This is a genomic window from Brevibacterium gallinarum, assembly GCF_014836885.1.
GTDB classification, from domain to species: Bacteria; Actinomycetota; Actinomycetes; order Actinomycetales; family Brevibacteriaceae; genus Brevibacterium; species Brevibacterium gallinarum.
Window position 1 is genome coordinate 1 of the sequence record NZ_JACSPY010000029.1, and the last position, 1,725, is coordinate 1,725.

A 1,725-nucleotide genomic window follows, 5' to 3' on the forward strand; every position below is an offset into this window, starting at 1 on the left:
CAATCACCATCGAGCCCACACCGCGATTGGGGGACTCTCACCAGCAGACCGCGTTCACAACCTCACCGGGAAGTACAGCTAGGCTTCACTCCATGCCGCACACCGATGTGATGTCCCTTGAAGAGATCTGGCCTCCCTACGCACTGACGATCACGTGCGGGAACATGACCCTCTCCCCCGTACGCGACTCCGACCTGCCCGAGTTGGCAGCGCTTGCTGCCGGCGGGGTGCAGACACATCCCGGCGCGTTCATCGTCGACTGGGATCAGGGCACGGCCGAGGACGTCGCCCGGAGTCTGGCAACCTTCCACTGGCGCACGCGTGCTGCGACCAGCCCTGAGAAGTGGACGCTCGAACTCACGGTGCGCGTCGACGGCGAGGCTGTCGGTGTGCAGAGCGCTGGCGCCCGCGCCTTCGCCGAACGCCGCACGGTGGCCACAGGATCATGGCTGAGCCGGAAGCATCAGGGACGTGGCATCGGCACCCGGATGCGCCAGGTCATCGCTGTGACGTGCTTCGATCGCTTCGGCGCCCGCGAGCTCGTGACGTCCTACTTCGAAGGCAACAGCTCAAGCCGGCGGGTCTCTGAGAAGGTCGGCTATGTCGACAACGGCTCACTCATCGACGTCTCGGCAAGCGGCACCCACGTCGGGCGAGAGTACAGCATGCTGCTGACCCCCGATCGCCTCATCCGCCCGGACGATGAGGTCACCGTGGCCGGCGCCGAGGTGGTCGCTGAGTTCCTGCAGCTGCCCACCGCTCCACGAGCTCGTGAGGAATGAGCTGAGGCTTCAGCCGAGCGTGGCGAGCAACGGCGGGAGCACGTCTTCGATGTCTCCGTCGAGGACGTCATCTGCCCAGGCGTCGAAGGGCGTCGGCTCGGCGTTGACGATGTACCCCACAGCGCCGTTCTCAATGGCCAGCGGGAACAGTGATGCGACCGGAGTGACGTTAAGGCTGGTGCCGACGGCGACGATGACCTCACAGTCCTCAGCAGCGTCGATGGCCGCCTCGAGCACGTCTGAATCGAGCATCTCACCGAAGAGGATCGTCGTGGCGCGGATGATCCCACCGCAGTCGGGGCAGCGCGGTTCGACCTCTCCGGCACGCACCCGTGAGATCATCTCCTGCATCGGGCCGCGTGCCTGGCAGTCTTCACACCTCCAGGTACGCACATTGCCGTGGACTTCATGCACGAGCTCAGGAGAGCTGCCGGCCATCTGGTGGAGGCCATCGACGTTCTGTGTGATGATGCCGCGCACCCTGCCGGTGCGCTTTTCGAAGTCGGCGATCGCAGTGTGAGCTTTCGTCGGTGCCGCTTCCCAGAAGCGCGACTGCGACCGGTACTGCCAGGCCTTCTGCCGGATGGAGGCGCTGCCGAGGTAGTGCGACAGGGTCGAGGTGAGCTCGGCTTCCGGATCCGTCGTCCAGATCCCCTCCGGCCCGCGGAAGTCCGGGATGCCGGCTCCAGTTGAGATCCCGGCGCCGGTCAGAAAGGTGATTTGATCCATGCCCTTAGCGTATGCGCAACCGGTGATCGGTTGAACCGGGCAACGGTGAGCGGTTTGCCTGACTCAGTTCTGAGTCGATGAAGCTCTGAATGACGAAGAGCCCCGACCGCCATGGTCAGGGCTCTTCGCTTAAAGATAATTGCGGCGGTGTCTTACTCTCCCACACCCTGTCGAGTGCAGTACCATCAGCGCTGGCAGGCTTAGCTTCCGGGTT

2 protein-coding genes are annotated in these 1,725 nt (G+C 64.3%); one reads left to right on the forward strand and one right to left on the reverse strand.

The window, feature by feature from the left end:
* The first annotated feature begins 92 nt into the window (after nucleotides 1-92).
* The gene (locus H9634_RS14320) at nucleotides 93-782 is read left to right on the forward strand and encodes a GNAT family N-acetyltransferase (protein ID WP_225211008.1); all 690 of its coding nucleotides are present in this window, start codon (nucleotides 93-95) and stop codon (nucleotides 780-782) included.
* 9 nt (nucleotides 783-791) lie between these two features.
* Here H9634_RS14320 and H9634_RS14325 read toward each other — a convergent pair whose 3' ends face one another.
* On the reverse strand, nucleotides 792-1,511 hold the full coding sequence (locus H9634_RS14325; RefSeq protein WP_191727478.1) for an SIR2 family NAD-dependent protein deacylase: 720 nt from the start codon (nucleotides 1,509-1,511) through the stop codon (nucleotides 792-794).
* Nucleotides 1,512-1,725: the final 214 nt, after the last annotated feature.

Coding starts and splice junctions, on each gene's coding strand:
- H9634_RS14320 (WP_225211008.1), top strand. CDS start 93: ATGCCGCACACCGATGTGATGTCCCTTGAAGAGATCTGGCCTCCCTAC.
- H9634_RS14325 (WP_191727478.1), bottom strand. CDS start 1,511: ATGGATCAAATCACCTTTCTGACCGGCGCCGGGATCTCAACTGGAGCC.